Origin of the sequence: Chryseobacterium sp. CBTAP 102, assembly GCF_003201365.1 — a bacterium.
GTDB lineage: Bacteria > Bacteroidota > Bacteroidia > Flavobacteriales > Weeksellaceae > Chryseobacterium > Chryseobacterium candidae.
This window is the reverse complement of sequence record NZ_QICX01000013.1, coordinates 16,181-42,759: the sequence shown is the minus strand read 5'-3', so window position 1 is coordinate 42,759 and position 26,579 is coordinate 16,181. Positions and strand designations below refer to the sequence as shown.

The following is a 26,579-nucleotide window of genomic DNA, read 5'->3' as shown; positions in this document are numbered from 1 at the left end:
TTTTTTTATAGAGAAAGATTCACAATCACCGGAAAATGGTCTGACGGATACAACAGATTTTCTCTTCTGTCATTAATATGTCTGTGAGATCTGATCTTAAAACCTTGTGTAAAAATATAATCGATTCTGTCTTTCGGAACTTCATTCACATTGAAGCCTGTGAATGTTCCTACCGGGCCATAATGTTTCGTTTCTGAATGATAAAAAGTATCTTTCATATTCCGGGAAAGAATTTTAATCGGTTCGGAATCATCTGTCAGGTTAAAATCTCCGCTCAGCGTTACCGGAAGATTTTTTGGGTTCAGCTCTTTGATTTTTTTAAGGATCAGTTCGGAAGATTTTACTCTTGCCACATTTCCTACATGATCAAAATGAAGGTTCATCGCCAGAAATTCTTTCCTGGATTTTTTTTCTTTAAATACAGCATAGGTACAGATTCTGTTCAGTGCGGCATCCCAGCCTTTTGAAGGTTTTTCCGGAGTTTCAGATAACCAGAACGTACCGGATTTTATAATTTGCAGCTTGTTTGTATCATAAAAGATGGCAGAAAACTCTCCTTTTTCTTTTCCGTCATCTCTTCCTACGCCTACATAATCATAGTTCTTCAATCCTGTTTTAATATCTTTCATCTGCTCTGGAAGGGCTTCCTGTACTCCGAAATAATCAGGATGATAATAGGTCAGTAAATCCGCAACGTCCTGTTTCCTTTTTGGCCAGGCATTGTCTTTATCCGACTCTACGTTCAGTCTGATATTAAAACTCATCACGGTAAGGTCTTGTGAAAATCCTAATGCAAAAAACATCAGAAACGCCATTGAAAATCTGAAATTCATATGTTATTTTATCAGTAAGAGACAAAAATAAAACTTCTCTGCGACAGAAAAGCTTTATTGATGTGATTATATTGTTAAATTATCTTTTTCTTCTTCTACAGATATAAAATACTCCTGAAATTCGGACTCCGAAACGGGTATACTGCTTTCAAGCTTTACAACACCTATGGTTTTGTAGTGGGAAGCCAGTTTTATGTTTTTGCTTTTAAGAAGTGCTTCCAGCTTTTTAAAGTTTATATCTTTCTTTAAAACTGCGAGGTAAGTGATCATACGTATATCTGTATTAAACCGTTTCCAATATCTCTGTATTTTATGCCTTCAATAGGTCTTGCTTTCTTTTCAATCAGTTCCCAGATCTCTTTTGCTGATTTATCGGGAAACTGTTCCATATACAACGCAGCAAGCCCGGAAACATGCGGTGCTGCCATACTTGTACCACTCATGCTGTAGTACAAATTACTTTTATTTTTTGCATTTTTAGGATAGGAACTGATAATATCTACCCCTGGAGCACAGACATTGATATTTCCCCCTGTAGACGGGTTGAGGCCTGCATTTGAAAATCTTGCGATCTTCATCTGAGCGTCAATAGCTCCTACGGCCATAATAGATTTTGAATTGGCCGGCATGGAAACAGGCTGTGGAATCTGCGGCCTGTTGCTGTCATTGCCTGCAGCTGCTATAATAAGGCAGTTATTTTCCAACGCTCTTTCTCCAATGGTTTCAAAAAGAACGGAAGGCTGATCATCAAGTTTCGCAGGAGATGCCAGCGAAAGGGACAGAATTCTGAATTTCTTTGAAATGGCCCAGTCTATCGCATCAATCACACTGCTGGTAGTTCCTCTTCCATTGTCTGCGAGCACTTTTGCTATTTTCAGATTGCAGTCTCTGGCAATTCCGTAGCGCTTTCCTGTATCACGTCTGGTATTTCCAGTGGCCACTCCTGCGCAATGTGTACCATGTCCGTTGGGGTCTCTGTTCCAGTCTTCACCGTCTATGAAAGATTTTCCTTCAATTTGTTCAGCTGAAAAATCGGGATGGGACGTTTCAAGGCCGGTATCAAGAATACAGACATCAATTCCTTTTCCTGTATAGTTTGCATTTTCCAGTCCGATTGCTTTTAATCCCCATTCCATTTCGACGAATGATTTTTGAGGTAAAGGCTTGCTGGTTATGTATTTTTCAAGTTCTGAAATTTTTTCTGTGAGTCCGGCAGACTGTTTTTTAAGTTCATTAATCAATTGCAATTCATCGGCAGAGAAAAATTCTCTTTCTTTTTCGTAGTACATAATAGAATTTGATTCATCTTTTACTGCGCTTTTCAATTGATCTTCATCCATATTTTCCACCACCAATACCCCAAGATTTTTATAAAGTACACCATTGTCCTTGTCTATGACATCATAAGAACGGTTTTCTTTGGAGAGAAATTCTGAGGAAGTAATACTCACTTCCAGTTCTTTCTCTATTTTTTTGAGCGAATTTTTCTGCTGATCCTCTAGCAGAACAATGTATCTTCCGGTTTCCATAATGATCTTTTTTTTAAATTAATTTCAGAAATACTTTTTCCAGAATAATGAAAATATCTTCCGGAATGATGGAAAGTCTGAGTTTTTTATTAATTCCGGATATGGCTGCATTTTGTACAACGAGTGAGTTCCAGAAGCTTTCAATTTTCGGTACGGAATTCATGTCTTTCAGTTTTTCATCATCCAGAATACCATTCTGATATAATGAAACAATGATTCCTGAAATAAGTTCTTCCGCCTCATCAAGCTTCTTGTTTTCCTTCGTATATATTTCCATAAGAATATCATAAATGCTTTCCATTCCGTTGAATGAGAATCCTCCCAGAAGTTCTCGTCTTCCGGATACTATTTTCTCCATTTTAATAGGATTAAAGCCTCTTTTCACTGTCGCAATCATATTCATAATTTTCAAAACTTCAGATTCATAGCTGGTGTTTCCTTTAGTACGAAAATATTCCAGGACTTCGTTGAGAAATCCATCAAAACGGGTATCAAAGTCAAATGATTTAGACAGGTATAAGGACTGAACTTCATTGAACTGTTCCAGAAGCTCCTTAATTTTCTGTACTGTAAAGTGAATAAGTTCCTGCATTATTCAAAAGTTATCTGTTCTATTTCATTCCCGTCTTTGTCTTTATAAGACACAATTCTGATTCCTTCTTCCTCCATTTCTACATGGAGGTTGATGAATAACTTGTCTTTATCCTCCGCTGCACTGGTGTTTGGATCTATGTAAATATTATTCAGCTTGGCATTCACCAGGGTATATTTATTCAGTAAAACCTTTGAAAAGATTTCTTTCAGCTCATCGGTCTCATCGGTTCCTTCATCCTGAGGTCTGAAGATTCCGGAATTGAGAAGCTGGACTTTTTTTCTGAGATCCAACTTAAGGACTTCGACAGCAGGAAGCTTACCGAATTTCTGATCATTTTTTTCCAGTGTACTGAACAGTGTCTTAAACTCTTCAGTCTGAATCTGTTTTATAGTAATTTGAGGAATATTCATCCTTTTCTCCTTGTTCACAAGACGGATTCTCTCATTCAATTCTGTAACAAACTGATCCTGGTTCAGTTTAAAATTATATTTGGAATCTGAATCGATATCCGTGATTTTAATCGGGATATCCATCTTTACACTGGGCAGGGCATATCTCGGAACCTTAAAATATTTAAGGTATTCATGACGGGCATATTCTTTGGCAATAAGAACTGCATTTTCGTCTGCTTTTTTACGAGCCTGAATTATCTCGTTGTTGAGATAATCCAGGTAATCTGATAGTTTTATCATCTTTCGTAAAATCTAATTATTGTGAAAGAAGTCCAAGCACTTTTTCAAGCCCTGCAGGCATTTCGTCATTGGTTGCACGTACTTTTACGCCAAGAGAATATTCTTTTTCCACTTTGATTCCCGTACTGGAAGTTCTTTTATAAGAGACATCCACTTTAAATTTTACTGGCCCCCAGCCCCCAGATGCTCCTGCATCGATTTTAAATTCATCACTTACGTCTTTGGTGTACGTAGAATTAAGTTTAACATTAAAATCTACTTCACAGGTTTCAATTCTGAAGCTTGGGACATTCAGCAGCGCAATAAAAGGTACTGAAATTTCCACATCATCAGGAATGGTTTTTGGGTTGGTTGCACTTACCGGCTCATCTTCCTTAAAATCCGGGTTCGGAATATTTTTTTTGTATTTGAATTCTGCCATTCTCAGTTTTTTAGGACTGGCAGCATTGGCAGGATCTGTAAGTTCGAACCCAACTTCATTGATGAAATTAACAGTGGCAATAGATGCATTAGACTGTGCTTTTACACAGGCATCCAAAGGTCCGCCAATGATGGTAGCAAAATCAATACTTCCCAATTCTGCAGCAAAATCTGCGCTGGCAGCATCAGAGGTTCTGAAAATCTCTTCATCAGCAGCCATTCTACCGGCAATCAGTTTTATGATCTCAGAAGAGGCACCGGAGAAAGATTTTTCCCACTTTTCATCATAGTTCTTTTTGAACTCATCTACAATGGTTAATAATTCTTTGTTCGTCAATGAACTCAATTCTGAAGTTTCAATTCCTGATACTTTTTCGTACACTGCAGGAGTAAGCACTTTTTCTACTCCTGATAAAAGATCAATTAACTCATTTTTTGTTTTTTTGGCGTGGCTTGCTTCAAGCACTGATTTTAATGTTTCCATGTTGTTTTTGTTTTAAATTAATATTGTAAGACAAAATTATATTGCCGACCACCAAAACATTGCAGGAGAATCCCTTCACTTATCCCGGAAAAACACCCTAAAATAAAAAGCCTGAACTTACGATGGTAAGCTCAGGCTTTTGTGATGTATATTGCGGATGTTTATTTTATATAAACGTAAAGATGATATGAATTCTTCTTATTCTAAAGTAAGCTAAGAACGCAACAAGTTGCTGATGAAGCTATATGAATATGCGTTCGCTTAGAAAGAATCAATTTCATTGATTCCATCCTTTGCTCTCTTAAAAATATTACAGCATACAAATGAAAGCTTTGCGTTAAATTTAAATAGATCCAACATTTTTATGACGGTTTACGGCTATTGTTTTCCAGATTGATATCAGGAACAACAGAATTCGGGTCCAGCTTTACCTCATCAATTTCCTTGCTGGAATCTACCTTGAATGTCCATTCAGTATTTCTTTTCCAGACTTCAACAGGAATTTTCACCACCTGTGCAGTTCCATCTTTGAATTTCAACTGTACAGTAGTAGGCATCGGCATTTGCCCAATATTTTCAACGGTAATCTCAACTCCGTTTTTAAAGTCTCCGTTGATGTATTTTACGTTTTTAACAGCCTGATCAATTTTCCATTTATTAAAGAACCATCCTCTCCAGAACCAGTTCAGTTCCTCTCCGGAAACATTTTCCATGGTATGAAAAAAATCCCAGGGAGTAGGATGTTTAAAAGCCCAGCGATCTATATAGGTTCTGAATGCTTTGTCAAATTTTTCAGGACCCAGAATTGCTTCTCTTAAAACCTTTAATCCTGTTCCCGGTTTAAAATAAGCTAAAGCACCAATGCTTCTTTCTTTCATATTGTCCGGTCCTACCATTACAGGTTCCAGACTATCTGTCAACAGATACATTCCTGATCTTGCCAGATTCGGTTTACGGTAATATTCTCCTTTATTGAAAGCTTCGGTGGAAAGTCCGTTGATGAACGTGTTAAACCCTTCATCCATCCATGCGAAGAGTCTTTCATTAGATCCTACGATCATAGGAAACCAGTTGTGTCCGAACTCATGGTCTGTAACGCCCCAAAGATCTTCTCCTTTGGAGTCCATATGACAGAAAACAATTCCCGGATATTCCATTCCTCCCTCATTTCCTGCTACATTGGTGGCAGCCGGATAGGTGTATTCATACCATTTTTTAGAATAATGCTCTATAGCAGCTTTCGTATATTCTGTAGATCTTCCCCATGCTTTGTCACCGGCACTTTCTGCAGGATAAGCTGAAATAGCCAAAGATTTCGTTCCACTGGGTAAATTTATTTTTGCGGCATCTAAAATAAATCCGGCAGATGATGCCCATGCAAAATCTCTGGTCTGATTAATTTTAAATTTCCAGGTCTTTGTACCGGAAGTTTTATTTTTACCGATTTCAGATTCAGGACGGATCATTACCGTTTTATCACTGTTTCTTGCCTCATTCCATCTTTTAATTTCTTCTTTACTGTACACTTCTTTCTCATTCAGAAGTTCTCCGGATGCCACTACATAATGATTGGCAGGAACTGTAATATTGGCTGTGATATTTCCATATTCCAAATAGAATTCCGAAGCTCCAAGGTAGGGTAATGTATTCCATCCTAAAACATCATCGTATACGCACATTCTCGGATACCATTGTGCTATGGTAAATATTTTACCGTTTTTAGTATCCTGTATTCCCATTCTGTCTGAACCATAATCAGGAGAAATAAAGGAATATTCAATTTCTATTTTGGTAACCCCTCCATTGGCTTTCAGCTCTTTGGGAAGATCAATCTGCATTCTCGTATCGGTAATGGTATATTTTACATCTTTCTTACCATCCAGTTTAACTGATTTAATGGTATATCCGCCGTTCAACTCTTCGCCATGAGCTCCATTTCGGCTTCCGGAAAGCGGAACTACGCCATTTCCTCTGGAGTCTTTCGCAAAAAGGTTCTGATCAAGCTGCAGCCACAGAAAGCCTAATTTATCCGGACTGTTATTGGTATAGGTAATTTCTGCTGTTCCTGTAATTTCTTTTTTAGCTTCATTCAGGCTGACATTCAAATGATAATCTGCTGAATTCTGCCAGTAAGCATGTCCCGGTTGTCCGCTTGCAGAGCGGGTTGCTGTACCTGTCTGCGGATAAAAGAATGGCTTAAATGCTTCTACGTAATCGTATTTCGGAGTCTGCTGTGCATATGCAGATCCTGAGAAGAGGACAACTGCAAGCGTCGAAACAAGGGTCGGAAGTTTAAAATTCATTTGAAAAGTATTATTTAGTGTATAGGTAAAAAAAACTCCCGGATTTGTTACACATCCGGGAGTTTTTTTATTATAAGTTTAATTTAATTTGATTTTTTGGCTTTTATCATGGCTTCCAAAGCATCCCACATTTCTTTAGGAATTGCTTCAAGCATATTGAATTCGCCGGCACCCTGAAGCCATTCTCCTCCATCAATGGTTACCACTTCCCCATTCATATACGCTGAATAATCAGAAACCAGATAAGCAGCAAGGTTGGCAAGCTCCTGATGCTCTCCTACTCTTCTCAACGGAACTTTTTTCTTCATATCAAATTTCTCCTGAAGATCTCCGGGAAGAAGTCTGTCCCAAGCTCCTTTTGTAGGGAAAGGTCCTGGTGCAATGGCATTAAAACGGATTCCGTATTTTGCCCATTCTACCGCTAAAGATCTGGTCATGGCCAGAACTCCGGCTTTTGCACAGGCTGATGGCACTACGTAGGCAGAACCTGTCCATGCATAAGTGGTTACAATGTTCAGTACAGTTCCCGGTGTTTTAGAATCTATCCAGTGTTTTCCTACGGAAAGGGTACAGTTTTTTGTTCCTTTTAAAACAATATCGAGAATGGAGTCAAAAGCAGAATGAGTTAGTTTTTCTGTTGGAGAAATGAAGTTTCCTGCTGCATTATTCAACAAAATATCAATCTTTCCGAATTCTTTCAGCGTTGCCTCTTTCATTGCTTCTACCTCTTCCCAGTTTCTTACATCACACGCTACGCAAAGCACCTTACCTCCGGTTTCATCTTCAAGTTCCTTAGCTGTGGTCTGCAGCTTTTCCAGATTTCTGGAAGTAATCACTACTTTAGCGCCCAGTTCAAGAAAGTATTTGGTCATCGCTTTGCCAAGACCGCTGCCGCCGCCTGTTACAATTGCTACTTTATCTTTTAGTGCCCCTTCGCGCAGCATAGGTTGTGTATATAGACTCATAAAATATTTTTTCTTAAAAATACTAAATATTGAAATGCAATCCTTTAAAATGGATTGATAAATAATGCTACAAATAATTATTCTCTCCCTATTTTTTAAAACCGGTAGACTTTTTTAAATAAAATAGCCTGATAATTACTTACCGGGCTATTTTAATCTTGAAAAAAATAATGTATTAAGCTGTAACCACTCCTTTGAATGAAAGTGTCTTAGGAGTTTTGCTGTCACTTGTAGTAACGTTTACAGTCTTCATAAACGGACCAGCTGCTGCTGCATTATAGCTGGCTTCTACAAATCCTTTCTTCCCAGGCTGGATAGGTGTTTTGGTATAATCTGCAGTGGTACATCCGCAAGAAGGAGCTACATTTTGTATGATAATCGGTTTTGAACTTGTATTGGTGAATTCAAATCTGATCAATTTCGGTTTTCCCTGAGGAATATTTCCTACATCAATAGACTCTGATTTCCATTTAATAGCATCTGCTACCATTTTCACAATGGATGGAGCGTCCGCAGTAAGTACATTCGCATAAAAAGGAGAGAATGCCAACACTGCCAAAAGAGCTGTAATTTTTAGTTTTTTCATGAGTATAAATTTTAATATTTGAAACTGATTATTTTCTTTCGATATAGCAAATGTAAATCAGACTGTGATTACAACTTGTTAACCGCTATCTAACATTTGTTAATGAGTTGTTAATAATAAAAGATAAATAGATATTTTTGGATAATATTGTTTCAGGAAATGAAAATAAAAAGACTCAATATTATTATAACGCTGGGATTTGTTGCTATTATCGGGATTTTAATAGCACAGCTGATGTGGACGCGCCAGGCTTATAATCTTGAAGACAAAAAGTTTAACCAGAAGGTCAATATCGCATTAATGGAAGTTGCAGAAAAGCTATCCGGAGGAAAGACTTCCTACACCGAAAATCCTGTACAGAATATTGCCAATGACTATTATGTGGTTAATATTAACAATGAATTTCATCCCGTAGTGCTGGAATATTATCTTAAAACAGAATTTACCCGTTTCCAGATCAATACAGATTATGTGTATGCACTATACAACTGCCACAGTGATAAAATGGTGTACGGAAAGTATATGACTACCCATCAGGAAAGCCCCGGCAACAAGGTAATCAATTTTCCGAAGCATAAAAATCTGATCTATTACTTTTCCATCCGTTTTCCTGATAAAACCACTTATCTGATCAGTTCATTAAGATTCTGGTATCTCCTTACATTTGCCCTTATCATCATCCTTTTGGTGTATGTATATTCTATTTATACGATCATTCAGCAGAAGAAGTTTTCGGAACTGCAGCGTGATTTTATTAATAATATGACTCATGAGTTTAAGACTCCTTTATCTTCGATACTTTTGGCTTCGGAAGCTCTCAATAAGCAGGAACTGGTACAAGATAATTCTAAACTGCAGACCTATACTTCCATTATCATCAATCAAAGTCACAAGCTTAACAGCCACATTGAGAAAATATTGAATATTGCTAAAAATGATGCGGCAGGACTGTCATTAAAGCCTCAAAAAATCCTGTTATTTCCTTTTATTCAGGAGATTGCTGATAATATTCGGCACAAAAACAAAGACCTCAGCATTGAGATTGATATTGAAAACAGTACTTCAGTAATGGCAGATGAATTTCACTTTACCAATATCATTTACAACCTGCTGGATAATTCTATCAAATATTGTGAAAGAAAGCCTGTGATTGAAATTTCAGCTTATAAAGATTCAAAAGGTTTATATTTAAAGTTTAAAGATAACGGAATGGGGATTCCTGCTAAAAATATTCCTCATATTTTCGATAAGTTTTACAGGGTACATACCAAAAGAAGTGAAGAAGTAAATGGTTTTGGCCTGGGATTATTTTATGTAAAAAAAGTAGTTCAGCAGCATCACTGGAAAATTTATGTGGAGAATAATGAAGACCCGGGAATTACCACAACGCTCTTCTTTCCGTTTTCAAATTAATCATGTGTAAGTATTATGGAGAAATCTAAAATTTTATATGCCGAAGATGACAAAACAATAGCTTTTCTGGTGGAAGACAGTCTGGAAAGCTATTATGACATCAGCTGTTATTCTGACGGTGAATCTGCTCTGGAAGCATTTAACAGTCGGGATTTTGATATCTGCCTGCTGGATATTATGATGCCCGGGATGAACGGATTTGAGCTAGCACAAAATATCCGCAATAAAAATTCTGAAATTCCTATTATTTTCATTTCTGCAAAAGCTTTAAAAGAAGACAGAATCAAAGGGCTTAAAATTGGTGCAGATGATTATCTGGTAAAACCATTCAGTATTGAAGAACTGATGTTGAAAATTGAAGTTTTCCTCAAACGTACCAAGAAAACAGACGCTTCCCCTCTACAATATAAAGTGGGCAAATATGATTTTGATCCTAAAAACTATACCCTTCAAGGGATTGACAACCATATTACCCTTACCCAAAGAGAGTCTGATCTTCTTTTATATTTTATCCGCCACAAAAATCTGGTGGTCAAAAGACAGGACATTCTAAAGGCCATCTGGGGTGATGATGATTATTTTATGGGACGAAGCCTCGATGTATTTATTTCCCGGCTGAGAAAGGTACTGGCTGAAGAGCAAAACGTTTTAATAGAAAACCTTCACGGAATAGGTTTCCGTTTTTCTGAAAAAGAGTAAATAGTATTTAAACTAATTTAAAACACAACACTAAATGATGATTTCACTTTAATTTAAACTTTGAAAAATTATCATTAATGAAAAATCACAAGTCTATTGTTTTTCTTTCTCTGGTACTTTTAAGTGCAAACTTTCATGCTCAAAAATTTGAAAAATTAGTACAATATGTCAACCCTCTGATCGGAACCGAAAAAATGGGACATACTTATCCCGGAGCTACCGTTCCTTTTGGTGCGGTACAGCTAAGTCCTGAAACAGATACTATTTCTTATGCGCTTAACGGAAAATATAATGGTGAGGTTTATAAATACTGCGCCGGCTACCGTTATGAAGACAAAACCATTGTGGGATTCAGTTCTACCCATTTCAGCGGAACAGGACATTCTGATCTCGGAGATTTTCTGGTGATGCCTACCGTAGGAAAACTTCAGCTGAATCCAGGAACAGCTTCCAATCCGGAAAGTGGTTACAGGAGTAGATTTTCGCATCAAAACGAAACAGCAGAAGCCGGATATTATAAAGTAAAACTGGATGATCACAATATCCTTGCAGAGCTGACCGCAACACCAAGAGTGGGAATTCACCGCTATACTTTCCCGAAATCTGATCAGGCTCATATTATTCTGGATCTGATGGCAGGCATTTACAATTATGACGGGAAAAATGTATGGACATACGTTCGGGTAGAAAACGGAAATATGATCACTGGCTACCGTCAGACCAACGGCTGGGCAAGAACCAGAACGGTTTATTTTGCGATGAAATTTTCCAAACCTTTTACATCGTACGGTCAGCAAAACTATGATGAGAAGCAGGTTTACAAAGGATTCTGGAGAAAATTCGACCAGAATAAAAACTTCCCGGAAATTGCAGGCAAGAACCTGAAAATGTATTTTGATTTTAATACCAATGAAAATGAAGTAATTGAAATAAAACTTGCGATTTCTCCGGTAAGCCAGACCAATGCTTTGGAAAACCTGGAAAAAGAAGCCGGAAATATTACCTTCGATCAGGCGAAAGCCCAGGCCCAGGACAACTGGAACAAAGAATTAAATAAAATTGTCATCAAAGGTTCTGATACGGAAAAAACGAATTTTTATACCGCCATGTACCATACCTTCATCAACCCCACCACTTATATGGACGTTAATGGAGAATATAAAGGACTGGATCAGAATGTTCATAAAGCAGATGGCTTTACCAATTATACCACCTTCTCTCTGTGGGATACTTACCGTACGCTTCATCCTTTCTTTAATATCATCCAGCCTCAACGAAATGGTGACATGGTAAAATCCATGATGGCACATTATAATCAATTCTCAATGAAAATGTTACCTGTCTGGTCACATTATGCCAATGACAACTGGTGTATGAGCGGCTATCACAGTGTAAGCGTTGTGGCTGACGCTATTATCAAGGGAAATTATCAAGGTGATCCTGAAGAAGCATTGAAAGCCTGTATAGAAACAGCTAATAAAAGGAATTACGAGGGCATCGGACAATACATTGACCTTGGATATATTCCGGCTGAAAAAAACGGAACATCAGTTTCCAATACATTAGAATATGCCTATGATGACTGGGTGATTGCTCAACTAGCAAAACATTTAAACAAAACAGATATTTACAATCAGTTTATGAAACGGTCTGAAAACTGGAAAAATAATTTTGACAAAACCATCGGATTTATGCGTCCACGTCTGGCAGATGGAAGCTTTAAAAAAGATTTTGATGTGCTAAGTACCCACGGACAAGGCTTTATTGAAGGAAACTCATGGAACTACAGTTTCTTTGTTCCACAAAATCCGGATGAGCTGATCACCATGATGGGTGGAAAGAAAAAATTTGCTTCAAAACTGGACGAACTGTTCACCATGCATTTACCTGATGAATTCTTTGCAGACACTGAAGATATTACACGGGAAGGAATTATTGGTGGATATGTTCACGGGAACGAACCTGCTCACCATGTTGCTTATTTCTATAACTGGGCAGGGCAGCCGTGGAAAGCACAGGCACAGATCCGCCGTATTCTGGAAATGCAATATAAAGCTACACCTGATGGGCTGGGCGGAAATGATGATGCCGGACAAATGAGTGCATGGTATATTTTAAGTTCATTAGGATTTTATCCTGTAGCTACGGGATCAGAGAACTATTCTATCGGAAGCCCGGCGATTGATCACGCTGTACTGAATCTGGAAAACGGAAAAACTTTTGAAATTGAAGCAATCAATCAGAGTCCCCAAAATATATATGTTCAGAAAGTTCTTCTGAATGGAAAAGAGATTAAGAATTTCACGTTGAAGCATTCTGATATTATGAATGGAGGGAAACTTACTTTCTATATGGGAAATAAAGCGAAAAAGTAAGCAGGCAAAGGATTGAAATAATAATTTTTGGATGAAGTCAATGGAAGATCTAAAATAAAGGGAGCGGGCTAAAGCCCGCTCCTATTGATTATTTTCCTGAACATTTTTCGTTGTATAATTTGGTCCCTTCCGTTTGCTCCAGATCTTTCAATCTTTTTAATGCCGTGCAGGCAACGTCTGTTTTGTTTTGTGCCATTGCAATTGAAGCAACGTTGTACAATGCTTCTGTATTGGTGTTATCATCTTCATGAGCTTTATTGAAAAAGTAAACTGCATTATCAAATTTTTGATTGTTGATAGCTTTTAAACCTTTATTAAAATTTTCTGCAGAAACAAACCTATCTTTTATTCTCACTACAGTTTTTTTATCTTTTTCAAAAGAAACTTTACCAAAAAAAGCAATACTACCGGCGTCACCATCTTCTAATTTAACCTTGAGATAGTATGGAATAATAATTTTTTCAAATCTCTCAAAGCCTGTCAGATCCCATAATTTATAATCTTTTTCCAGCGTAGTTTTGAAAAATTCAATAGCTGTCTGATTATCTTTATTCTGCTTTTTAGTGTCCACTGTTACTTCAACCTTTTGTTTTTTAGGGAAAATTTTGATTTCTCCTACTGTCTCAAAATCCAGAGTATATTTCTTTTTTGAATAGCTTTCAAGAAGCTCAAAATTTATTTCCCTTTTCAATGATGGCATTGCATTTCGGGAAGTAATTATAATCGAGTCACCAGTTACCTTATCCGTAAAATTCTTTAAAATCTCTGAGGTTTTTACAAACCATCTCTTTCTTATTTTATCAGGAAAAGTAACACCTTCTGGTTTTTCTATCACAATTAATGAATCGGATGTCAACTTTTCAATTTCATAAATTGGTTTATCAGCTACTCGTATTGCATTTTTTCCGATCTTAACATTCACACAACTTTTCCTCTCCAAATACCAAGGATCAATATATTCACAAAGGTTATTATCATTAATTTTCCATATTAAAAAACTGGATGGTTTTTGGAACAAATCCCTGCTTCCATCTAACATAACAGATTTCAAATATGTCCATGATGAATTTGAAAGCAATTGTGTATTGATTTGTGAACTAAGGTTTAATGAAATTGATAGAAACAGCAATAAAAAGAGCTTGTACATAGGTATTAATTATTTTTTGCGCGAAGCTACATAAATTTAAAGTATCTTGAAACTTAAAAGAGTATCTAACTTAATCATTCGTCAATCTTAATAATCTTACAGCTTAGTTTTGGCTGAAGCCAGTGGCAGATTTTAAAATAAGAAAGCGGGCTAAAGCCCGCTCCTATTGATTATTATAGTTTCTAAGAGAGTTTTTGCAATTTTATGATTTCGCTTTTTTACCTTTTTGCGCTATTAATCCCTCGCTTCAAAAAGTAATCTCTCCCCAAATTTTCCCTCAGCAATTGTACCATTATCATACACCAGATGTCCGTTGACAAATGTATGGGTAACTTTAGAATGGAAATTCATTCCTTCCAGTGGACTCCAGCCACATTTGTACAGTAAATTGTCTTTGGAAACCGTCCAGTTTTCATTCAAATCTACTAAAACTAAATCTGCTTTGTAGCCTTCTCTTATAAAACCTCTTTTTTCCACTTTAAAAAGAATAGCAGGATTATGAGCCATCTTTTCAACGATTTTCTCAAGGGAGATTTTACCATTTTTATAGTTTTCAAGCATTACCACCAGTGAATGCTGTACCAAAGGTGCCCCTGAAGGACATTTTGTATATACATTGTTCTTCTCTTCTGCGGTGTGTGGAGCGTGATCTGTAGCAATCACATCTATTCTGTCATCCAGCAAAGCTTCCCAAAGGGCATCTTTATCTTTTTGAGTTTTTACTGCCGGATTCCATTTGATAAGACCTCCTCTTGTTTCATAATCCTCATTGGTAAAAGTAAGGTGATGAACACATACCTCAGCGGTGATCTTTTTATCTTGTAAAGGAATATCATTTCGGAAAAGCTCCATTTCCTTTGCTGTTGAAAGGTGGAAAACGTGAAGCCTCGCTCCTGTTTTTTTCGCAAGTTCAATTGCTTTGGATGAAGATTTATAGCAAGCTTCTTCACTTCTGATCAGATGGTGGAATTTTACAGGAATATCATCCCCATATTCATCCATATATTTCTGAGTATTGGCTCTGATGGTAGCTTCATCTTCACAGTGCACAGCAATCAGCATTTTGGTATTACTGAAAATGTTTTCCAGAGTTTCAGGATTATCAACCAGCATATTTCCTGTAGATGATCCTAAGAATAATTTAATCCCCGGAACATTTCTTGGATTTGTTTTTAAAACTTCTTCCAGATTATCATTAGTTCCCCCCATCATAAAACCGTAATTGGCATATGCTTTTTGGGAAGCAATTTCATATTTGTCTGCTAATAACTCCTGGGTAACAGCGTTTGGAACAGTATTCGGCTGATCAATAAAACTGGTGATCCCTCCGGCAATGGCCGCTCTTGATTCGCTTTCAATATCGCCTTTATGAGTAAGTCCCGGCTCACGGAAATGCACCTGATCATCTATTACTCCGGGAAGAAGATATTTACCTGAACCATCAATGATCTGATCTGCATCTTCAGAAATTCCGGCAGTTATTTTAGAGATTAAATCATTTTCTATCAGTATATCGCTTTCAAAGACTTTTCCTTCGTTGACGATATTTACATTTTTTATAAGAACTTTCATTTCAATTTATTTCGCTGTAAAATTAAGATTTTAAGTTTTAATTCACCCCAAAATCGCAAAACGAATGCTTAAAGTTTTACATTTGCAAAAAAAAAATCGACTTTGTATAAGAAACTATTAGGACAGACAGCGGTATATGGGCTTAGCTCCGTATTGGTCCGTATTTTTCCATTTATCATTGCACCCATCGTTACAAAGGCTTTCGGACCAGCTGCTTCGTCACCGTTTGTAGACTGGTATTCCATTGCAGGTGTAATTACGGTATTGCTTACACATGGCATGGAAACTTCTTTTTTCCGATTTGCACAAGAGGATAACATTGACAAAAAAACATTGATTTCAACCTGCTCAATGAGTATCATCAGCATGGGATTAATTTATCTTATTCTAGGCTATGTCTTCAGATTTCAGCTTGCTGAAGCTTTTGAAACTCCGGATCAGGTTAACTTTCTGGTCATTTTTCTGTTTATCCTTTCATTAGACGCTTTTGCCACTATTCCATCTGCTATATTGAGATTACAAGGCAAGCCATTCAAATACATGCTTTCAAAAGTAGCAGGATCCCTGGTTTACTTTTTACTGGTTTTGTTTTTCATCAGATGGCTTCCTAAGCATCCTGAGGGAGTACTTGGGTTAAAATATAATCCTGACTTCGGGGTTGGATATGTCTTCATTGCCAATCTCATCCAAAGTATAATTACCCTTTTGATTGTAGGAAAGGAATTCTTCAGCTTCAGCATTTCCAAATTTGATTTCGGATTATGGAAAAGAATTATGAACTATTCCTGGCCGGTAATGATTGCGGGATTAGCCGGTATAGTGAATCAGACATTGGACAGGCAGTTCTTGAAATACCTTCTTCCCGGAGAAGAAGCACGTCACCAGATTGGGGTATATGGAGCGGTCTACAAGATTGCCACCTTCATTACTGTTTTCAGACAAGCCTATCAACTGGGGATTGAACCTTATTTTTTTTCAAGTTTCAAGAACAAAGACTCTCACAAGACCTACGCTGTATTGATGGATGTTTTTGTCATCTGTAGCTGTATCATTTATATGGCACTCATGGTAAATCTTCAATGGATTTCAGAAAAATACCTGAGAAACCCTCTCTACTATGAAGGGATTGAAATCATTCCTTTTATAATGCTAGGAGCTTTATTCCTGGGAATCTACCTTAACCTTTCCATATGGTATAAGTTATCAGACCAGACAAGAGTTGGCTTATATATTTCTGTTATTGGAGCATGTATCACCATTCTTATCAACTTCTTATTCATTCCTCAATATGGATATTGGGCAAGTGCCATGGCAGCGCTGATTACCTTTCTGTCTATGATGATCATTTCCTATATATGGGGACAAAAGCAATATCCTATTCATTATAATACAGGAAAAATACTGATGTATCTGAGCTTCACCATTATCGGCTCATTGATTTCATTCTATTATTTCAGAACCAATTATTTGATAGGCAACCTATTTCTCATATTATTCTTAGCTTTGGTACTTTTTAAGGAAAAGACGATAGTATCCAAAATCATCAAAAGACCTTAAACTTTGGTCTTTATTTTGCTTGTAAACAGTCCTATTGTTAATCTAAACAATTATTTAAAAAGATATAAATCATACTTCATCAAAGGTTTTAATTATTATCTTTAACCTAAATATTCAGAACAACTAACAAAACATCTTTTATACATATAATTTATGAAAATTATTGTCCCTATGGCTGGACGTGGTTCCAGATTACGTCCACATACACTGACAGTTCCAAAACCTCTTATTCCTATTGCAGGAAAACCTATCGTACAGAGATTGGTGGAAGACATTGCTAAAGTTGCAGGAGAAAACATTGAAGAGGTAGCTTTTATCATCGGAGATTTTGGACCTGAGATCGAAAGATCCCTTATTCAGATTGCTGAAAAGCTGGGAGCAAAAGGAAGTATTTATTATCAGAACGATCCTCTTGGGACCGCTCACGCTATCAAATGTGCAGAACAATCTATGCAGGGAGATATCGTTATTGCTTTTGCAGATACTCTTTTCCGCGCAGACTTCCAGTTGGACAAAAATTCTGACGGTGTAATCTGGGTGAAAAGTGTTGAAGATCCATCCGCTTTCGGAGTAGTAAAATTAGATAATTATGGTTTCATTACCGACTTTGTTGAAAAGCCAACTACTTACGTTTCAGATCTTGCCATTATCGGTATTTATTATTTCAACAGCGCTGAAAAGCTAATGGAAGAAATTAATTATATCATGGATAATGATATTAAAAACGGGGGCGAATACCAGTTAACAACAGCTCTTGAAAACCTCAGAGCTAAAGGCGCTAAGTTTACCCTTGGAAAAGTAAATGACTGGATGGATTGCGGTAATAAAAATGCTACCGTAGAAACCAACAGCAAAATTCTTGAATATGAAAGAGAGGAAATGACTCATTTTCCTGCTTCTGCTGTGATTGAAAACTCGCTGATCATTCAGCCTTGCTTTATTGGAGAAAATGTAAAAATATCCAATTCAAAAGTAGGACCTGGTGTTTCATTAGGAAACAATACCATCATTGTCAATTCAAACATTGAAAATTCCCTGATCCAGGAAAATACAAGAATCAATCATGGAAATCTATCCAATTCTATGATCGGTAATTCTGCACAATATTTCGGAGTTTCCAGAGAAATTTCTTTAGGTGACTATTCTGTTTTAGATTTCCTTTCTAAATAAGGATATAAAATATTTAACTTAAACAACACATCATCAAACCACACAAAACATTTTGTGTGGTTTGGCGTTAATATTGCAACGTATTTTTTAATTAAAGATAAATACATGAAAAACTGGCTCCCATTTCTTTTATTGCTTCTTGCCTTATCATCGTGTAAGACCCGTAATGCTGCCCAAAACAATACTGATCATACACAGGACAGCATTAATACTGCAAAAGACAATGGAAATCCAAAAGATGTAAATGAACCGGTAAGTGATAAACTTACTTTCTATGAACATGTATTAATTCCGCCAAAATTTGAACAAATCAAAATAGACAGCAAAGTAAGAGTAGAAACAGGAAGTTATGTTCCTACACTGGACGCAACCATCTATATTGAAAATGATAAAAAGGTGTGGATGAATCTTAGAGCATTATTCATCAATGCTGCCAGAGGTATTGCCACTCCGGAAGGTATAAAAGGACAGGATAAAATTAATAAAACCTATATAGATTCCGATTTTGACTATCTTAATAATCTGCTGAATGTTAATTTCATTGATTATAAATCATTGGAAAAAATCTTACTGGGAAGAACTTTTGTAAAAATCAACGACAGACAGTTTGATCTCACTCAAAATGCACAGGGTTTTAAAATGGTTTCCAATAAAAATCAGAAAATCGTAACGGATGAAAAAAACAGAGAATACAAAGTGGCCCTCCAATACGACACCAATTACGATTTGTTAGCCGTCAATTTAAAAGATATTCTGTCATCAGATGAACTGGAAGTTTCTTACAGTGACTGGAATGAATACGAAGGAATACGCCTTCCGAAAAATGTTAAAATAATTATAAAAGGCTCAAAATCTAGTCAGATTTTACTGGAAAACACGAAATTTGACTTTTCGAGGATGGAAACACCTTATTCTGTACCATCCAGTTATAAGAAAATTGAGATTAAATGATTAGAAAATTTAGCTTTTTAATAGGTGTTTTGATGTTCGGACTGCACCAGGGACAGCAGACCAAAGAACAGCTGCAGAAGCAGAATGCCGAACTTAAAAAACAAATTGCACAAATAAATACCGATTTAGCTAAAACCAGAAGTGAATCAAAACTTTCCGTAGCCTATCTTTCTAATGTCAACCAAAAATTGGTTTTAAGAGAAAAGGTTTATAATAATACGCAGAAAGAAAAAAGATTCATTGAGGATGATATCTACTTACGTCAGCTGGAAATCAACCGTCAGAATAAAGAACTTGCCGTTTTGAGGAAAAACTATGCTGAAGTTTTGGTGAATGCTTATAAAAACAAAGGAGTACAGAACAAAGTAACTTTTATACTTTCTGCTAAAAATTTAGGAGAAGCTATACGAAGAGTTCAGTATCTGAAACAATACTCAGACTATCAGGATAAAAAAGCAGCTGAAATCACAGATGCTGCCAATCTTATCAAAAAGACCATCGCACAAAAACAAAATTCTGTAAAAGCGAAGGAATCTCTGTTGGTTAACCAACAGAAAGATCTGGCAACCATCAATGCCGAAAGAGCTCAAAAAGAACAATTAGTAGCCGAATTCAAGAAAAATGAATCCAAATTAACAGCCGAACTTAAGCAAAAACAAGTTCAGTCTAAAGCATTGGAAGGACAGATCAGAGCTATTATTGCAGAAGAGATCAGAATTGCCAAAGCAGAAGAAGAAGCCAGAAAAAAGGCAGAAGCAGAAAAAATACGTTTAGCAAAACTGGCTGCTGAAAGAGAAAAAGCAAGAATCGAGGCGGAAGCTAAAGCAAGAGCTGAAGCCCTTGAAAGAGAAAGAAGAATAGCAGAAGCTGAAGCTAAGAAAGCCGCAGACCTTGCAGCAAAAAGAGCGGAAGAAGAAAGAAAACGTAATGAAGAAGCAGCAAAGGCAGAAGCTAACGCAAGAGATGAAGCCAGAAGAGTAGCCGCTAAAAAAGCTTCTGATGAGGCGAATGCAAGAGCTAAAGAAGCTGCCGATAAACTCGTTGCCGCGAGAGCAGCAGAAGCAGCCCTTACAAAAAGAAAAGAAGAAGATAAAAAAGCAGCAGAGACCAAAGCCATGACAAGCTACGGAGTTTCCACCGCTACAGGAAACAGCTTTGCAGACAACAGAGGACGACTCAGTTATCCTGCAGACAGAGCCGGACAAATCACTCACCGTTTCGGAAGACAGCCACACCCGGTTTTCAAAAATATTACAGAAGAAAATAACGGGATCAAAATTTCCGTTCCTTCAGGTACACGCGCAAAATCAGTGTTCCCGGGATCAGTATCTTCAGTTCTCGCCAACAATGACGGAACTAAGACTGTAATCATTAAACACGGAAGTTATTTTACCATTTATTCCAACTTAGGAAACGTAAGTGTTTCCAAAGGACAGCAGGTTTCATCAGGAACTCCGGTAGGTACAATTGCTCAGGATTTTGATGGTGCTTATACACTTGATTTCCAAGTATGGAACGGAAGTACACCAGTTGATCCATTAGGTTGGATTTCATATTAAAAAAAGTGTAACTTTACAAAAATTTTAAGAGATGAATACACTAACAATACTTGCCTTATCTTGGCAGCACATCCTTATCGTAGCAATACTTTTGGTATTACTTTTTGGAGGAAAGAAAATTCCGGAATTAATGAGAGGAGTAGGTTCTGGAATCAAAGAATTTAAAGATGCAGTAAAAGAAGAAGATAAACCAGGTTCTGAAAACAAATCGGCTTCCAACAATAACAATTCTTCCAGCAACTAAAATTCCGTAGAATTAATGAAATTTACTGAGACTGCATGGAAAGTCTTCAATCAAGCTATTGAAGACTATCACGTGTCTGATGACGTTAACACTCTAATTAATAACCCGTTCGAAAAAGATAGTTTGGAACGGATTTTGTATGCAAAGAACTGGATTGATACCGTTCAATGGCATTTGGAAGATATAATTAGAGATGAAAATATTGATCCGGCTGAAGCTCTTCAACTGAAGAGAACGATAGATGCTTCCAATCAGAAAAGAACTGATCTGGTAGAATATATTGACAGCTGGTTTCTTAATAGGTTTGAAAATATAACTCCTAAACCTGAAGCAAAAATAAATACAGAAACTCCCGCTTGGGCAGTAGACAGGCTATCAATTCTTGCATTAAAGGTTTATCATATGTCGTTAGAAGCCAATAGAGAATCCGCTTCTGAAGAACACAGAAACAACTGCCAGGCCAAACTGGATGTTCTGCTTACTCAGAAAGAAGACCTATCAACTTCTATAGATCAGTTGCTTACTGATATTGAAAACGGTAATGTTAAGATGAAAGTGTACAAACAAATGAAAATGTACAATGATGAAAGTCTTAACCCAATCCTTTATCAAAAAGGGCAACAAAAATGAAACGACTATTTTTCTTTGGAGTACTTATCATATTAACATCTTCCTGCGCAACGGAAAAGCTTAATCTTTCTCCGTTGTCAAATAATTTTTATAGTGATGCTAAAGGTTCTGATTCAGACAGAAGCTCAAAGAAGAATTTTAATATCAATATCAAACAGAATGTCAATGCCTCTGAAATTTCAAACATGATCTCTACTTTTCCCAAGTTTAAAAACAACGGATTAAATGATGAGATTACCAGCTTGAAATACAGTCTTCAGAATTATTTATATGCTATTGATGCCAGCAATTCTGCAGGAAAAAGCAGAGCCCTTAAAAGCTTTGAAAAATCATATAAAAAAATTCAAAAGCTAAGGCAAAATCTTGACAGAGACGACGATGAAGTTCTTAACAGATATCTGGTTCGTTTAAAAACCAATATTTCTGTTATTGAAGACACTTTGCCAGGAAGTTAAAACTAATTGAACTATCAATGATTAAAATTCAGGCGGAAGCCAATGTTCCCACAGAGCACGGCACTTTCCGAATGATTGCTTTCTCCGAAAACGAAAACGACTGGATGCCCCACATGGCCATTGTTGCTGAAAATACAGATTTTTCAAAACCGGTCAATGTTCGTTTCCATTCAGAATGTATTACCGGAGAAGTTTTCCATTCAAAAAAATGTGAATGCGGCCAACAATTGGATGCTGCAATGAAATATATCCATGAAAACGGTGGAATTATCATCTACCTTCGCCAGGAAGGAAGAAACATCGGGATCATCAACAAACTGAAGGCATACTCACTACAGGAAAAAGGTCTGGACACTGTACAGGCTAATCTTGAACTGGGACTTCCTGCAGATGACAGAAACTTTGGTATAGCCATTGAAATCCTTAATCTACTGGAGGCAAAAGATATTAACCTTCTCACCAATAATCCTGAAAAGGTAAAATATGTGGTAGACAGCAATATTCACCTTAATTCAAGGGTACCGTTACAGATTCCTGCCAATGAAATAAGCAAGGGATACCTGCAAACAAAAAAAGACTTCTTTGGACATCTTCTTGATGACAATGATAACTAAGTAAAAGAAAGCCTCAGAGTTACTCTGAGGTTTTTTTATTGATCCTTTTTCCGGCTCATACAGACTCAAAATTACCCTCTGAACATTTTGATACAGATAAGAAAATATACTTACATTAAAAGTTTTTTATTTATATGTGATAAATATCTTCCCTATTTTTAGCAATAAATCAAAAGCCCCGGAAGATATTCTCCCGGGACTTTTTTAATTATAAAAAACTGAAAAGATATTTCTAAATTATTTAGTCTTGATTTTAGACTCGTCGATATTGTAATATTTAATTACACTTTTATAATCGTTGTAATCTACGGCAGTACCTTTCGCCATTTTTGCTCCACCAGTTCCTGTTCCATTTGCAGGAAGAATAAGAACTCTGAATTTTTTATTCTGATAGTATGACGGATTCGCTGTCAAGCTGAATGTATTTGTAGAATTGATATTAATAGTAGCAGCATATTTACTGAAATCAAAAATATAATCTACAGCATCATTATTTCCATTACCCACATAAGATGTATAGGGAAGAAGTTTCCATACAGGAGAATCTCCATCAGTTCCAATCTGCATATAAATAAGCACCATATCGGATTGTACTAATGGCTTGTTAAAATCATCACTCCATCTGTAAAGATTGTCGGTAATTTTAGTAAAATTAGGGCTTATATCAAATGATTGGTTTATTGTATCATAATCTGTTCCTTGTACCACAACATCATCATTGTTATCACAGCTGTATGCAGTAAAACCTACAGCACCAAGGAATAAGAAGAGAAGTATTTTTTTCATTTCTATTAAAGTTTAGTTATTATACATATTGCGTATTCAAATCATATACCAAAAAACTCAAAAACTTTGTTTTCCTCACTTTTTTAATTGTATTTTTGTTCTTATTCAAAAAAGTCATGAAGAAATTATTATATACTTCACTCTTTATTGTCACATTGATAAACCCTAATGTGAAGGCACAATATCAGCCAAAAAATGTTTCCAAGGAAGATGTAAAAAAAGCTCAGCAATGGGTTGATACCACATATAAAAATCTTTCTCAGGATGAAAAACTAGGACAGCTTTTTATTGTGGCATTATATACCAACAGAGGAGAAGACTATATCAGCCAGGTAAGGAACATTGTTACGAATGATAAAATAGGCGGTCTGATTTTAATGCAGGATGATGCAGCAAGGGAAATTAATCTGGTGAATGAATTTCAACGAACCTCTAAAGTTCCTTTAATGATCGGAATGGATGCAGAATGGGGACTCTATCAGAGAATTGCCACGGCTCACAAATTTCCATGGGCAATGACATTAGGTGCTATTCAGGATAAAAAACTGGTGTATCAGATGGCTGCAAAAATTGCACAAGATTGTCACAGAATGGGTATCAACTGGGATTTTGCCCCTGTAGTAGATGTAAATACCAATCCTAATAATCCGATTATAGGGAACAGAAGTTTTGGCTCTGAAGTGAATAATGTAATCAGCTCTGCCCTATCCTATTCTAACGGTCTTCAGGATAACAATATCTTAGCTGCTATCAAACACTTCCCGGGACATGGAGATACCAGCACAGATTCTCACCTTGATCTTCCTGTAGTTTCTCACAATATTGAAAGACTTAACACCGTGGAACTGGCTCCATTCAAGGCATTAATGAATAAAGGAATTGGCGGGGTAATGGTTGCTCACTTATATGTTCCAGGCTTAGAATCTGGAAAGGGAATCCCAGCTTCAGTTTCTAAAAATATCATTACAGGATTACTGAAAAATAAATTAGGATATAAAGGTTTAATCATTACAGATGCTCTGAACATGGGCGCTGTAGCGAATAAATACCAACCGGGCGAACTGGATGCTATGGCCTTTAAAGCAGGAAATGATATTATGCTTTTCTCTCAAGGTGTTTCTGAAGGTAAAAAACTGATCCAAAAAGCTATTGATAAAGGAGAAATTCCACAATCCAGAGTGGAAGAAAGTGTGAAAAAGATCTTACTGACAAAATATTTTCTTGGCCTTACCCAATACACTCCTAAGAACCCTGAAAACATCAATAAAGATTTAAATAACGATTCTCACACCCAATTGGTACAGAATCTTTATTCCAATGCCCTGACTTTATTAAAGGATGAAAAGAAATTACTTCCTCTTACAGGAAAACAGATTTATTATGTTCCTCTGGAAGAAGCGCCTTATCAAACTTTTGCCAACCGATTAGGAAACAATGCCATCATTAAAAAAGCTGGCGAAATTAATACGATTCCAGCGGGATCTACAGTTATTGTAGGTTTCCACAAAGACAATTCTACGGCTTATAAACCTTATAAAATATCCGCAGAATCTAAAAAAGTACTTTCCGATCTTACCAAAAATCAAAATGTTATTTTGAATGTATTCGGAAGTGCTTATGCATTAAAGGATATTGATATTTCAAAAGTTTCAACAGTTCTTGTTTCTTATGAAAATAATGACGATTCTATGAATGCAACTGCAGATGCTTTAAACGGAAAAACAAAAATATGGGGAAGACTTCCTGTATTGGTTAATGATCAGCTGAAGCCTGGAATGGGTCTAGATCTAAATGTGACAACCTCAACAAACACCAAATAATACAAAATTAAAACAATAATAATCTAATGAAAATAGGCATACTTTGCTATCCCACCTATGGAGGAAGCGGAATTGTAGCAACAGAATTAGGAATGTCCCTTGCCAATAAAGGGTATGAGGTACATTTCATCAGTTCTGCACTTCCTGCAAGATTAGACATTACCAACCCGAATATTTTCTTTCACAGGGTCAATGTTCAGACCTATCCTCTTTTTCAGTATCAGCCTTATGATATTGCATTAAGTTCGATGATCTACAGGGTTGTCAATCTTTACAAGCTGGATCTTCTACACGCACATTATGCCATTCCGTATGCATATGCCGCTTTTACGGCAAAACAAATGCTTAAGGAGGACAATAATGATATTCCGTTGGTGACTACTTTGCATGGTACAGATATTACCCTTGTAGGTCAGCACCCCAGTTATAAACACGCAGTAGAATTTTCGATCAATCAGTCTGATGCTATTACTTCAGTTTCTGAAAGTCTGAAAAAAGATACCCTTCAGTTTTTCAACATCAAAAAAGAGATTCAGGTGATTACCAACTTTATTGATAATTCTGAATTTGATGACTGTTCTGAGTGCCAGAGAACACAGTTTGCCAATCCTGATGAAAAGATTCTGATCCACGTATCCAACCTTCGCCCTGTAAAACGTGTAGACGAAGTGCTGCAGATCTTTAAAAATGTGGAAAAAAAGGTAAAATCCAAACTGATTATCATTGGTGAAGGCCCTGACATGGAAAAAGTAAATCAGTTTCTGGAGGAAAACCCTGAGCTTATTTCCAAAATACGTCTCTTAGGAAAGGTGAATGATCTTTATAAAATCTTACAGCTTTCGGATGTATTTCTTCTGCCTTCTGAACAGGAAAGTTTTGGTCTTGCGGCTTTGGAAGCCATGGCAGCTTATACGCCGGTCATCAGTTCCAATGCGGGAGGAATTCCTGAGGTAAATATTCAGGGAGAAACCGGATTTCTTGCTGAAATCGGAAATGTGGAAGCCATGAGCAACTACACCATCAAATTGTTAAGTAATGATGAACTTTTAGCCAAAATGAAGCAAAATGCGAAAGATCAGGCGATAAAATTCGATTTGAAAAACATTCTTCCTATCTATGAGAAAATGTATAGAACAACCATAGAAAATTTTAATAAGGAGCTGACGAAAGTATAATATTT

Annotated in this window: 25 protein-coding genes; 13 read left to right on the top strand and 12 right to left on the bottom strand. The window is 36.6% G+C overall.

Annotated elements, in window-relative coordinates; all coding sequences use genetic code 11:
• Positions 1-5: 5 nt before the first annotated feature.
• From C8D70_RS16560 to C8D70_RS16520, 9 genes are all read right to left on the bottom strand, one after another.
• Positions 6-833, bottom strand: coding sequence for an endonuclease/exonuclease/phosphatase family protein (locus tag C8D70_RS16560; protein ID WP_110368047.1), 828 nt, complete (start codon positions 831-833; stop codon positions 6-8).
• Positions 834-899: 66 nt separating this feature from the next.
• Entirely contained in the window at positions 900-1,103 is a 204-nt protein-coding gene (locus C8D70_RS16555; protein WP_076596894.1) for a hypothetical protein, read from the bottom strand.
• Entirely contained in the window at positions 1,100-2,362 is a 1,263-nt protein-coding gene (locus C8D70_RS16550) for a S8 family peptidase (protein WP_110368046.1), read from the bottom strand. Before C8D70_RS16550 ends, C8D70_RS16555 begins: the two co-directional genes overlap by 4 nt.
• A gap of 13 nt (positions 2,363-2,375) precedes the next feature.
• Positions 2,376-2,954, bottom strand: a complete 579-nt coding sequence (locus C8D70_RS16545) for a hypothetical protein (RefSeq protein WP_110368045.1) — start codon at positions 2,952-2,954, stop codon at positions 2,376-2,378.
• Complete coding sequence (locus C8D70_RS16540; protein ID WP_076596897.1) at positions 2,954-3,649, bottom strand: hypothetical protein; 696 nt, start codon at positions 3,647-3,649, stop codon at positions 2,954-2,956. Before C8D70_RS16540 ends, C8D70_RS16545 begins: the two co-directional genes overlap by 1 nt.
• A gap of 16 nt (positions 3,650-3,665) precedes the next feature.
• Positions 3,666-4,553, bottom strand: coding sequence for a DUF2589 domain-containing protein (locus C8D70_RS16535; protein WP_228408052.1), 888 nt, complete (start codon positions 4,551-4,553; stop codon positions 3,666-3,668).
• 362 nt (positions 4,554-4,915) lie between these two features.
• Positions 4,916-6,856 carry a M1 family metallopeptidase gene (locus C8D70_RS16530; protein WP_110368044.1) on the bottom strand — a complete coding sequence of 647 codons (1,941 nt, stop codon included), beginning with the start codon at positions 6,854-6,856 and terminating at the stop codon, positions 4,916-4,918.
• An 83-nt stretch (positions 6,857-6,939) separates the two neighbouring features.
• A complete protein-coding gene (locus C8D70_RS16525; protein ID WP_076596899.1) occupies positions 6,940-7,821 on the bottom strand; it encodes an SDR family oxidoreductase in 882 nt (293 codons plus the stop codon).
• A gap of 175 nt (positions 7,822-7,996) precedes the next feature.
• The gene (locus C8D70_RS16520) at positions 7,997-8,407 is read right to left on the bottom strand and encodes a DUF1573 domain-containing protein (RefSeq protein WP_076596900.1); all 411 of its coding nucleotides are present in this window, start codon (positions 8,405-8,407) and stop codon (positions 7,997-7,999) included.
• 159 nt (positions 8,408-8,566) lie between these two features.
• On the opposite strand from C8D70_RS16520, the gene C8D70_RS16515 reads away from it, so the two are divergent.
• The 3 genes from C8D70_RS16515 to C8D70_RS16505 all read left to right on the top strand — a co-directional run bounded on the left by C8D70_RS16515 (position 8,567) and on the right by C8D70_RS16505 (position 12,894).
• Positions 8,567-9,820: a sensor histidine kinase gene (locus tag C8D70_RS16515; protein ID WP_110368043.1), complete on the top strand. Its 1,254-nt coding sequence runs from the start codon at positions 8,567-8,569 to the stop codon at positions 9,818-9,820.
• Between the two features lie 15 nt (positions 9,821-9,835).
• The gene (locus tag C8D70_RS16510; RefSeq protein ID WP_076596902.1) at positions 9,836-10,519 is read left to right on the top strand and encodes a response regulator transcription factor; all 684 of its coding nucleotides are present in this window, start codon (positions 9,836-9,838) and stop codon (positions 10,517-10,519) included.
• Positions 10,520-10,596: 77 nt separating this feature from the next.
• On the top strand, positions 10,597-12,894 hold the full coding sequence (locus C8D70_RS16505) for a GH92 family glycosyl hydrolase (RefSeq protein ID WP_110368042.1): 2,298 nt from the start codon (positions 10,597-10,599) through the stop codon (positions 12,892-12,894).
• Positions 12,895-12,982: 88 nt separating this feature from the next.
• Here the strand turns inward: C8D70_RS16505 and C8D70_RS16500 are convergent, their stop codons facing one another.
• Positions 12,983-13,816, bottom strand: coding sequence for a tetratricopeptide repeat protein (locus C8D70_RS16500; protein ID WP_146212897.1), 834 nt, complete (start codon positions 13,814-13,816; stop codon positions 12,983-12,985).
• A gap of 459 nt (positions 13,817-14,275) precedes the next feature.
• Complete coding sequence (locus C8D70_RS16495) at positions 14,276-15,613, bottom strand: dihydroorotase (RefSeq protein ID WP_110368040.1); 1,338 nt, start codon at positions 15,611-15,613, stop codon at positions 14,276-14,278.
• 102 nt (positions 15,614-15,715) lie between these two features.
• Between C8D70_RS16495 and C8D70_RS16490 the strand changes: the two genes are divergently transcribed.
• From C8D70_RS16490 to ribA, 8 genes are all read left to right on the top strand, one after another.
• Entirely contained in the window at positions 15,716-17,170 is a 1,455-nt protein-coding gene (locus tag C8D70_RS16490; RefSeq protein ID WP_076596907.1) for a lipopolysaccharide biosynthesis protein, read from the top strand.
• A gap of 153 nt (positions 17,171-17,323) precedes the next feature.
• Entirely contained in the window at positions 17,324-18,340 is a 1,017-nt protein-coding gene (locus C8D70_RS16485; protein ID WP_076596908.1) for a sugar phosphate nucleotidyltransferase, read from the top strand.
• 105 nt (positions 18,341-18,445) lie between these two features.
• Positions 18,446-19,291, top strand: coding sequence for a DUF4292 domain-containing protein (locus tag C8D70_RS16480; RefSeq protein ID WP_110368039.1), 846 nt, complete (start codon positions 18,446-18,448; stop codon positions 19,289-19,291).
• The gene (locus C8D70_RS16475) at positions 19,288-20,850 is read left to right on the top strand and encodes a murein hydrolase activator EnvC family protein (protein ID WP_076596909.1); all 1,563 of its coding nucleotides are present in this window, start codon (positions 19,288-19,290) and stop codon (positions 20,848-20,850) included. The genes C8D70_RS16480 and C8D70_RS16475 overlap by 4 nt, the downstream gene beginning before the upstream one ends.
• Before the next feature lie 31 nt (positions 20,851-20,881).
• The gene (locus tag C8D70_RS16470; RefSeq protein ID WP_076596910.1) at positions 20,882-21,094 is read left to right on the top strand and encodes a twin-arginine translocase TatA/TatE family subunit; all 213 of its coding nucleotides are present in this window, start codon (positions 20,882-20,884) and stop codon (positions 21,092-21,094) included.
• Positions 21,095-21,109: 15 nt separating this feature from the next.
• A complete protein-coding gene (locus C8D70_RS16465; protein ID WP_076596911.1) occupies positions 21,110-21,724 on the top strand; it encodes a DUF4254 domain-containing protein in 615 nt (204 codons plus the stop codon).
• On the top strand, positions 21,721-22,179 hold the full coding sequence (locus C8D70_RS16460) for a hypothetical protein (RefSeq protein WP_079240316.1): 459 nt from the start codon (positions 21,721-21,723) through the stop codon (positions 22,177-22,179). Before C8D70_RS16465 ends, C8D70_RS16460 begins: the two co-directional genes overlap by 4 nt.
• Positions 22,180-22,196: 17 nt before the next feature.
• On the top strand, positions 22,197-22,793 hold the full coding sequence (gene ribA / locus C8D70_RS16455; protein ID WP_110368038.1) for a GTP cyclohydrolase II: 597 nt from the start codon (positions 22,197-22,199) through the stop codon (positions 22,791-22,793).
• 237 nt (positions 22,794-23,030) lie between these two features.
• Here the strand turns inward: ribA and C8D70_RS16450 are convergent, their stop codons facing one another.
• Entirely contained in the window at positions 23,031-23,579 is a 549-nt protein-coding gene (locus tag C8D70_RS16450; protein ID WP_110368037.1) for a hypothetical protein, read from the bottom strand.
• A gap of 116 nt (positions 23,580-23,695) precedes the next feature.
• On the opposite strand from C8D70_RS16450, the gene C8D70_RS16445 reads away from it, so the two are divergent.
• A complete protein-coding gene (locus C8D70_RS16445; RefSeq protein WP_110368036.1) occupies positions 23,696-25,399 on the top strand; it encodes a glycoside hydrolase family 3 protein in 1,704 nt (567 codons plus the stop codon).
• A gap of 26 nt (positions 25,400-25,425) precedes the next feature.
• Complete coding sequence (gene bshA, locus C8D70_RS16440) at positions 25,426-26,574, top strand: N-acetyl-alpha-D-glucosaminyl L-malate synthase BshA (RefSeq protein WP_076596916.1); 1,149 nt, start codon at positions 25,426-25,428, stop codon at positions 26,572-26,574.
• The last annotated feature ends 5 nt before the right edge of the window (positions 26,575-26,579 follow it).

Coding starts and splice junctions, on each gene's coding strand:
- ribA (WP_110368038.1), top strand. CDS start 22,197: ATGATTAAAATTCAGGCGGAAGCCAATGTTCCCACAGAGCACGGCACT.
- C8D70_RS16460 (WP_079240316.1), top strand. CDS start 21,721: ATGAAACGACTATTTTTCTTTGGAGTACTTATCATATTAACATCTTCC.
- C8D70_RS16555 (WP_076596894.1), bottom strand. CDS start 1,103: ATGATCACTTACCTCGCAGTTTTAAAGAAAGATATAAACTTTAAAAAG.
- C8D70_RS16480 (WP_110368039.1), top strand. CDS start 18,446: ATGAAAAACTGGCTCCCATTTCTTTTATTGCTTCTTGCCTTATCATCG.
- C8D70_RS16510 (WP_076596902.1), top strand. CDS start 9,836: ATGGAGAAATCTAAAATTTTATATGCCGAAGATGACAAAACAATAGCT.
- C8D70_RS16525 (WP_076596899.1), bottom strand. CDS start 7,821: ATGAGTCTATATACACAACCTATGCTGCGCGAAGGGGCACTAAAAGAT.
- C8D70_RS16520 (WP_076596900.1), bottom strand. CDS start 8,407: ATGAAAAAACTAAAAATTACAGCTCTTTTGGCAGTGTTGGCATTCTCT.
- C8D70_RS16515 (WP_110368043.1), top strand. CDS start 8,567: ATGAAAATAAAAAGACTCAATATTATTATAACGCTGGGATTTGTTGCT.
- C8D70_RS16495 (WP_110368040.1), bottom strand. CDS start 15,613: ATGAAAGTTCTTATAAAAAATGTAAATATCGTCAACGAAGGAAAAGTC.
- C8D70_RS16545 (WP_110368045.1), bottom strand. CDS start 2,954: ATGCAGGAACTTATTCACTTTACAGTACAGAAAATTAAGGAGCTTCTG.
- C8D70_RS16445 (WP_110368036.1), top strand. CDS start 23,696: ATGAAGAAATTATTATATACTTCACTCTTTATTGTCACATTGATAAAC.
- C8D70_RS16470 (WP_076596910.1), top strand. CDS start 20,882: ATGAATACACTAACAATACTTGCCTTATCTTGGCAGCACATCCTTATC.
- C8D70_RS16540 (WP_076596897.1), bottom strand. CDS start 3,649: ATGATAAAACTATCAGATTACCTGGATTATCTCAACAACGAGATAATT.
- C8D70_RS16535 (WP_228408052.1), bottom strand. CDS start 4,553: ATGGAAACATTAAAATCAGTGCTTGAAGCAAGCCACGCCAAAAAAACA.
- C8D70_RS16530 (WP_110368044.1), bottom strand. CDS start 6,856: ATGAATTTTAAACTTCCGACCCTTGTTTCGACGCTTGCAGTTGTCCTC.
- C8D70_RS16550 (WP_110368046.1), bottom strand. CDS start 2,362: ATGGAAACCGGAAGATACATTGTTCTGCTAGAGGATCAGCAGAAAAAT.
- bshA (WP_076596916.1), top strand. CDS start 25,426: ATGAAAATAGGCATACTTTGCTATCCCACCTATGGAGGAAGCGGAATT.
- C8D70_RS16485 (WP_076596908.1), top strand. CDS start 17,324: ATGAAAATTATTGTCCCTATGGCTGGACGTGGTTCCAGATTACGTCCA.
- C8D70_RS16475 (WP_076596909.1), top strand. CDS start 19,288: ATGATTAGAAAATTTAGCTTTTTAATAGGTGTTTTGATGTTCGGACTG.
- C8D70_RS16505 (WP_110368042.1), top strand. CDS start 10,597: ATGAAAAATCACAAGTCTATTGTTTTTCTTTCTCTGGTACTTTTAAGT.
- C8D70_RS16450 (WP_110368037.1), bottom strand. CDS start 23,579: ATGAAAAAAATACTTCTCTTCTTATTCCTTGGTGCTGTAGGTTTTACT.
- C8D70_RS16465 (WP_076596911.1), top strand. CDS start 21,110: ATGAAATTTACTGAGACTGCATGGAAAGTCTTCAATCAAGCTATTGAA.
- C8D70_RS16560 (WP_110368047.1), bottom strand. CDS start 833: ATGAATTTCAGATTTTCAATGGCGTTTCTGATGTTTTTTGCATTAGGA.